Raw genomic sequence first — 7,065 nt, 5'->3', positions numbered from 1 at the left:
CTTAAACGATGAATGGCTTTTTTTCTCTATTTTCTAAAACTGTCCGAAGTATTGGCTTTAAATACAGCTTTTAAATAAGCTTCATGAAATTGAGCATGCGTTCTAAATTTTTCATTGTCATATATTCCCATCAACTCTGGATCTTTGTCTCTAACGTCGTAATAATTTCTGTATGTTAAAAAGGGTTCACATTCATCAAGAGGCGTGTTTCCAAACTGCGTCGGCACAAAATTTCGATTTCCTAGCAACCAAGTTTCAATACACCGATTCTGAATAATTAAAACCAGCTCTAATTTACTGAGATCGATATCTTTTTTCGAGCATAATGAAGTGAGTATTTCTGTTTTTAACTCATCTATCGTCTGTTCTTCTGCATCTAGACAAAATAGTAAATAATCATATTTATTGTCGTTTGAACTAAGCGAATTTATGTCTCTGATGGCATTTGGTAAATGTTCTTCAATGATTTCAGGTTGCCCACCACCTTGGAAAATAAAGTAATTGCGATCACTAATTCGATCAAATTCATCAACTCTTGTGAAATCTGGCAAAAGGTAAGTCAGCCATTTTGGATAAAGATTAAACTCAGATTTTCCCTCTACAAGAAAATATAAGTTCATGCAATTTCTTTCTCCTCATTATAGGTTTCTAACTTATTAATGAGTTGTAAATAAGCTTGGTGTTTAGATTTCCCTAAATTGAGTTCCTTGGCACTTTTAACAGTTACTACTCCTCCTTTGCGACTAACAATTTTCCAATACTCCATGGGGATATTATTAATAATGTAGGGATGATGACTAGTGAGAATAAACTGTAAATCGCGATCGCCTGAAATCAAATCTTCGGTAATCGCATCAATGCAATTAATTCCTAAACTATTTTCAAATTCATCGACAATGATCACACTGCCATTCTCTGACAAATAAAGTTCGGCAATATCAATTATGGTTTTATACATGCCTGATGATATCTCCCTCTGATCTATCCAATCATCTACACCTGTTTCTTTAATGAAGATAAATGGAAATTCGCGAATTGTGATGAAAAGTTTTTCAGTGGCTTTACTATTAAATGGCTCGATTTTAATATCTTCAACTGTAGGAAAAACTTGTAAGAACCTTTCTTTTATCTCTTCAAATAGTTTGGGTACATTCTGATAGATTAGAGCTAGCTTAACTTGTGTTTCCAATCCACTTCTTATAATGTCTTTTTCAGAAGGATATTTACTTGTAAGAATAGAAAGTGGAGCATGATAACGTAGTTTCCTTGACGGCGCAGTATCTTCACCACTATAGTTAATTTGCTGAAAGCCCTCCCATACGGGTTTAACGATATCTTCATTCTTGAAAATTTCGATTACACTCTTAAATGATGATAGCTTAGGGAGAGTATCTCCTTGAAACTTAATTTCATCGCCTTCTCTACGCACTAAGAGTTTCTCATTTATAAATAAGCTTTCAGTTAAGATTTCAGTTTCAATATTACCGAGTTCGTAAAAAAAACTCGTTTCTGATTCTTCTATCAATTTAAATTTTCCGATCCAGCGATACTCTTTGTTATCTTTTGCTGACAATATAATTTCCCACTCAACTCCGTTTAAAGATTCGCCATTTGCTACTTTTTTGAGATTTGAGATTGCATTTAAAATCTTGGTTTTACCTGCACCCGAAACACCTACAAGTAGGTTGAGGTTAGAAAACTGAACTGGTTCTAGTCGCCATCCTTTGGCGCGATCGTAATATTCAAGTTGTTTGATTTTCATGGTTATCACTCCGTTATCTGTACGATCGCGATGTGTCAGATTTCTATTTTAAGGCATTACCTCACCTAGATAAACGCTTCGCCAATTTGCAATCGGGAGCCATTGGCAAAGTCCCAGCCCGTTTGCGATCGCTTGCCTGCTGGTTGGACTTCTTTAATTAAAAGCAATCCCTCACGAGTTTGAATAGCAAAGCCAAGATTCTTTCGCAATTCCACCAAGGTTCCTAAGGGAGCCGCAGAATTCTCTTGGGGAATCACTTCTGTGGTTGTCACCTTTAACCTTTGCCCGCGATGATTGGTATAGCAGTTGGGATAAAAGCCTCGTACCTGATTGTGCAACGCGATCGCGCTTTTTTGCCAATCCAACAGCCAGTCTTCCTTCGCAATCATCGGTGCATAGGTCGATTCTGAATTGTTTTGAGGTTCAGGAGTAATCCGATCGAGTTGTCGCAGTGTTTCAATCAGCAAATTTGCACCCAGTTCGGCGAGTTTGGCACTTAAGCTCTCAGCTTGATCGGTAGGAGCGACATCAATACTGGCTTTGAGTAACATTGCACCCGTGTCGATGCCAGCATCCATTTGCATGGTGGTAATTCCAACCACAGTCTCTCCATTGGCGATCGCCCATTGAATCGGAGCCGCACCCCGATATTTTGGCAAGAGAGAACCATGTACGTTGATACAGCCCTGTTTGGGCATATCTAAAATTGCCTGAGACAAAATCTGACCGTAGGCAACCACAACAAATACATCAGCATTCAGAGCCTTTAACGCTTCTAAGGTGGCAGTGTCTTTTTTAATGCGATCGGGTGTCCATACGGTGAGATCGTGCTGGAGCGACAGTTCCTTGACAGGCGATGGACTCATCTGATTGCCGCGACCTCGACGGGTATCGGGTTGCGTCACCACACCCAAAACTTCAAACTCTGGCTCAGATAGGAGTTTTGCCAAGGTCGGCACGGCAAAGTCGGGTGTACCAAAGAAAATGATTCGCATGGGTTCGCTTAACTATTCCATCGCTTCGCGAGTTGTTTGGTTTTTAGCCCAGATTCAATTACCTCTAAGAGTCTGGTCATGCCTGTGGTGTTGATGATCTCGTAGGTCTTACCAGCCCGCTTACAGGCTTCGATCGCTCTTTCGGTGAGAGAATGGCTGGCATAGCCCGTGACAATCAAAACTAGGTCTGTATTGCTAATGTGGCTTTCTCCTTGGGTTGCTAGCTGTAAACCATCTTGCTCTGTATACCACACCAGATGAATTTCAGAATCGCGCAGGCGATTTTTTACGGCTGTTTCTAAGCGATCGTGACCGCCAAAGATCAGAACCTTGCCTGAGAGATCGGTGTAAAGGCTCGGTCTCTTTTCAGATTTACGGTGGCGGGTTGAAGGTTGAACGTCGGGGGCGCGATCTACCCGCGAACGGTTTTCTAGGGCTTTGTTATAGATAAAATTGAGCGTTTGTTCGTGGCTACCGCGCAGTTTTGCTACGGGGCCTTCTTCACTATAGGTATTAATTTGGGCGATCAAAGACTCGACGATTCCCTCTAGCGCTCCGATCGCTTTGAGATCGTTCATATAGGCACGAATGGCGATCGCGGCATCGGTAGCACTAAAAAAGTCTTGCTGGTCGGCAATCATATCCAATAAGTCAGCCTTTAGTTCTTGTCGCCATTGGGCGGTTTTTTCGGCAACTCTTTCATCAAGTAAGCGTTCTTCGTTAAGAATTAATTGGCGATCGGCAACCTGTGCCGCTAAGATGGGTGCTTCTGCTATTTCCTGCCGAATATCTGCGGCTTTTTGCGCTAATTTTTGTTTTGTGATGCTATCTGTGTGACCTTCTCGCTCAAACTCTTGCAGCATCTGTTCGACCTTTGCAAGGAGTGGCTTCAGTCTCCCTTCTATTTGGGCAACGGCTTCTTGAATTTGCCGATCGCGTTGCTCTTGTAAACGTTTTTGCTCCAGCTCGACCTTTGCCATGATGAGCAAGTCGCTAACCGAAGCTTCTAACAGATCGATTTCCGAAATATCCATACATTAACCAATAAAACAATTTTAATTTATGCAAATTTAGCCAGTGACTATCCTTACATGGTAACCAGAGTTGATTCATCAGACTCCGATCGCGAACTGCCGAAAGACAACTATTCTCCAGAATTACCCATGATTCTCGATCGCGCGATCGCCACAGATGGTGTTAAGGGACTGTCATTTATTTTTTAGCTCTTATACATATAAGTTATGGAGTTCTAAAGACATAAGTTAAAGCAGTGAAAAAAGAGATTACATCACTGTAACCTTTGAACTTGACAACTGTGCATGAGATTTTTTATAACTCCCTGTTTGAGTATTAATACTTATCGGGGTCTTGTGTGCCCATCACCCATGGATGGATGTAGGCTAAAATTCAGGTAGGTTGAGCCTTCCCGAAACAAAATGCTTGCCCCCATCCCCAACCAGTACCTATGTCCTCCTATTCCGAAATCGACCCAATCCCCTACATCGATCACACCGTTCTCGACCCCACCGCAGGCAGCGATCGCATCGACCAAGCCTGCGACGAAGCCGATCGCTATGGTTTTAAAAGCGTATGTATTTATCCTTGCTATGTGGCGCGGGCAGTAGAACGGCTGCATAAAAAAAAGCCTCGTGTTTGTACCGTGATTGGCTTTCCCTCTGGCGGGAATACTGCCGCAACAAAACTCTATGAAGCCCAAGAAGCCATGGAACTTGGCGCACAGGAACTGGATGTCGTGATTAACCTCAGTTTGCTTAAGTCAGGTCAAACCGATGCCATGCATCGTGAAATCGCCCAAATTTGCGAAGCCACTGATTTACCCGTCAAAGCAATTTTAGAAATGGGCTTACTGACAGTACCCGAGCAACAACTGGCGGCGGAGGTTTGTCTGGATGCGGGTGTCGCTTTTCTGAAAACCAGTACGGGCTGGGCTGGTGGGGCTACGGTCGAGCAGGTGCGTTTGCTGAAAGCGATCGCAGGCAATCGCGTAGGCATTAAAGCCTCTGGCGGAATTCGATCTCTGGCACAGGCGATCGCCTTGATCGAAGCAGGCGCAACACGTCTTGGCACTTCTCGTGGTGTAGACATCATTGCCGAGATGAAAGCTGGGAAAGGGAATTCCTAGAGGGTATGTTCTACGGTTTATAGGGGATCTATCGCAGGAAACCCATATTATCTAAACTTCACTTGATTTTATGCAGTAAAGCTGCAATAAAGTAAGCATAATGTCAATCAGAAACAAGATTATTTATGGCTATGCCCTTGCTTTAGGGGTGGCACTGGGAGGAACAGCCATCGGCTTGAGCGTGGGTAACTACTATCAACAACAAGCCCTGAAAAATAGTCAAGCAGCATCGAACGAGCGCAAACTGCTAAGTGCCTTGCAAGTAGATGTCTTATATAACCGACCTGCCAAGCAGCTATCTCCCTACATTCAAGATCAACAGGGCTTTCGGCGTGAGAGCCGCAAGTTACTCGATCGCATTCAAAAAATCCAAACCCTGCTGGCAACCCATAATGCCTCTGGTAAACCCTCTACCCTAGATGGACTGCAACCTTTGCTAGAGGAGTATGAAGCGATTGTTAAAGCCTTTGCTAAGGAAGCCCAGGAATTTGTCCAGCGCGTCGATCCGCTCACCGCGACCCCAGAGGGGGCAGCACAGGCAGAAAAGCAGATCGTGCAACTGGTTAAAAATAAAGATTTTGTCAAATTTATCGAATTTCCCGATCGCTTAGCCGCTTTTTATCAAATGGCCGAAAATCGTGACGTTGAAGCGGACATTGCCCTCAGGCAAGCTGAAGCCCTACGCAACCAAATCATTATCCTTAGTTTGGCATTGTCGGTCGCGATCGCGATTCTCTTAGCTTTATCGATTAGTCACGCGATCGCCAACCCGTTACAAAAACTAACAGAAGTTGCAAAACAAGTTACCCGCGAATCTAATTTTGAACTCCAAGCGAAAGTTGAAACGGCTGATGAGATTGGGACACTGGCGAATTCCTTAAATCAACTGATTCAGCGCGTGCAAAGCCTCCTGCACGAACAACAGGAATACACAGCGAACCTTGAGCAAGCCAAAGAACTTGCGGATGCTGCCAATCAAGCCAAGAGCGAATTTTTGGCAAATATGAGTCACGAACTTCGCACGCCCCTTAACGGCATTTTAGGGTATGCCCAAATCCTTTCACTGTCAAATCTCAACGATAAACAGCAACGTGGCATTAGCATCATCCATCAGTGTGGTTCTCATCTGCTGACCCTGATCAATGACATTCTCGATCTATCCAAGATCGAAGCGCGTAAGATGGAGCTTTATCCGACTTCTTGCCATCTTCTTTCTCTATTAGAGGGAATTGCTGAAATCAATCGTATAAATGCAGAGCAAAAGGGAATTGAATTTATCTATGTAGTGCCTGCCAATCTCCCATTATGGATTATTGCCGATGAACAAAGACTGCGACAAGTGCTATTAAATCTAGTAGGAAACGCGATCAAATTTACCGATAAGGGAAAGGTGGATTTTAAGGTTTCCGTACAAGAAGGGCTTGGCGATCGCATAGAGCCCACTGCCAAAATCTGCTTTCAAATTGAAGATACGGGCATAGGTGTTAGTGCCGACCAATTAGAGTTAATCTTTTTGCCCTTTGAACAAGTAGGTTCTCCACAACGACAAAAAGAAGGAACTGGGTTAGGACTGGCAATTAGTCAGAAACTTGCAAAGATGATGAAGAGCACCATTCAAGTTCGCAGTCAACTGGGTGTGGGCAGCGTGTTTGAGTTTGAGATTATCTGTCCTATTGCGACTGACTGGGCAAAGGCAAACAAGCTGACAAGTTTCGGTAAAATTCGTGGATATGGTGGCAAACGGCGCAAAATTTTAGTTGTAGACGATCGCTGGGAAAATCGTTCTGTTTTGGTCAGTATCCTAGAACCTCTAGGGTTTATCCTACTTGAAGCAAGCAATGGGGAGGAAGCTTGGCAACAAGTCCAATCCAATCATCCCGATTTGATTATTTCCGATTTAAAAATGCCCGTCATGGATGGTTGGACGTTCTTAACAAAACTACAAGAATCGGAAACGCTCAAAGACACGATTTTAATCGCTTCATCAGCCAGTGTGTTTGATACCGATCGCCAAACCAGCTTCACGGCTGGTGCAAATGATTTTTTGTCTAAGCCAGTCCAAGCCGAAGATCTCTTTTGCCTTTTAGCAAAGCATTTAGAGCTAGAGTGGCTATAGGGCATCTCTAAAAATACAAACAAGAGTAGGAAGGGATTTGAGGAAAATG

7 protein-coding genes are annotated in these 7,065 nt (G+C 43.3%); 3 read left to right on the top strand and 4 right to left on the bottom strand.

The genetic code is table 11. From position 1 onward, the window contains the following. Positions 1 to 26 precede the first annotated feature (26 nt). The 4 genes from V2H45_RS24375 to V2H45_RS24360 all read right to left on the bottom strand — a co-directional run bounded on the left by V2H45_RS24375 (position 27) and on the right by V2H45_RS24360 (position 3,791). On the bottom strand, positions 27 to 620 hold the full coding sequence (locus V2H45_RS24375; protein WP_330486294.1) for a hypothetical protein: 594 nt from the start codon (positions 618 to 620) through the stop codon (positions 27 to 29). Next, complete coding sequence (locus V2H45_RS24370; RefSeq protein ID WP_330486293.1) at positions 617 to 1,762, bottom strand: AAA family ATPase; 1,146 nt, start codon at positions 1,760 to 1,762, stop codon at positions 617 to 619. The genes V2H45_RS24375 and V2H45_RS24370 overlap by 4 nt, the downstream gene beginning before the upstream one ends. A 65-nt stretch (positions 1,763 to 1,827) precedes the next feature. Next, the gene (fmt, locus tag V2H45_RS24365; RefSeq protein ID WP_330486292.1) at positions 1,828 to 2,757 is read right to left on the bottom strand and encodes a methionyl-tRNA formyltransferase; all 930 of its coding nucleotides are present in this window, start codon (positions 2,755 to 2,757) and stop codon (positions 1,828 to 1,830) included. 8 nt (positions 2,758 to 2,765) lie between these two features. After that, entirely contained in the window at positions 2,766 to 3,791 is a 1,026-nt protein-coding gene (locus V2H45_RS24360; protein ID WP_330486291.1) for a DUF2325 domain-containing protein, read from the bottom strand. A gap of 57 nt (positions 3,792 to 3,848) precedes the next feature. Between V2H45_RS24360 and V2H45_RS24355 the strand changes: the two genes are divergently transcribed. The 3 genes from V2H45_RS24355 (at position 3,849) to V2H45_RS24345 (ending at position 7,016) form a co-directional block, all read left to right on the top strand. Then, positions 3,849 to 3,980, top strand: a complete 132-nt coding sequence (locus V2H45_RS24355) for a hypothetical protein (RefSeq protein ID WP_330486290.1) — start codon at positions 3,849 to 3,851, stop codon at positions 3,978 to 3,980. A 242-nt stretch (positions 3,981 to 4,222) separates the two neighbouring features. After that, a complete protein-coding gene (deoC, locus tag V2H45_RS24350) occupies positions 4,223 to 4,900 on the top strand; it encodes a deoxyribose-phosphate aldolase (RefSeq protein ID WP_330486289.1) in 678 nt (225 codons plus the stop codon). A gap of 100 nt (positions 4,901 to 5,000) precedes the next feature. Continuing rightward, positions 5,001 to 7,016, top strand: coding sequence for an ATP-binding protein (locus V2H45_RS24345; RefSeq protein WP_330486288.1), 2,016 nt, complete (start codon positions 5,001 to 5,003; stop codon positions 7,014 to 7,016). Positions 7,017 to 7,065: the final 49 nt, after the last annotated feature.

Origin of the sequence: Tumidithrix elongata BACA0141 (assembly GCF_036349135.1) — a bacterium.
In the GTDB taxonomy this organism is placed as follows: domain Bacteria; phylum Cyanobacteriota; class Cyanobacteriia; order Pseudanabaenales; family Pseudanabaenaceae; genus Tumidithrix; species Tumidithrix elongata.
This window is presented reverse-complemented; position numbering and strand designations above follow the sequence as displayed.